The 241-nt window shown below is 70.5% G+C and carries 1 protein-coding gene; it reads right to left on the bottom strand.

Annotation, left to right across the window (positions count from 1 at the left end; all coding sequences use genetic code 11):
* A partial coding sequence (locus AC0CH8_RS19075; protein WP_465241225.1) for a cupin-like domain-containing protein occupies positions 1–241 on the bottom strand: 241 nt, incomplete at both ends.

The raw sequence follows: 241 nt of genomic DNA, 5'->3' as shown, positions 1-241 counted from the left end.
CGCATCCTGGGCCTGCCCCAGCCAGCGCGGTGCGTCGCGCCACCAATAGGTCACGAGGACGTTGAACGGCGCCAGCGCCTCGACATGATGCCACCACATCGCCGGGATGTAGAGCGCGTCGCCGAGCTGGACGCCGGCGACCTGCGCATGGTCCAGCGCCTCGCGGAAGCGGGGATAGGCGGCGAAGTCGGGATCGTGGAAGTCGACAGCACCCCCGCCGGTCGGGCGGTCAGCATGGTCG

This window comes from Sphingomonas sp. AC435, from assembly GCF_979253005.1.
This window is presented reverse-complemented; position numbering and strand designations above follow the sequence as displayed.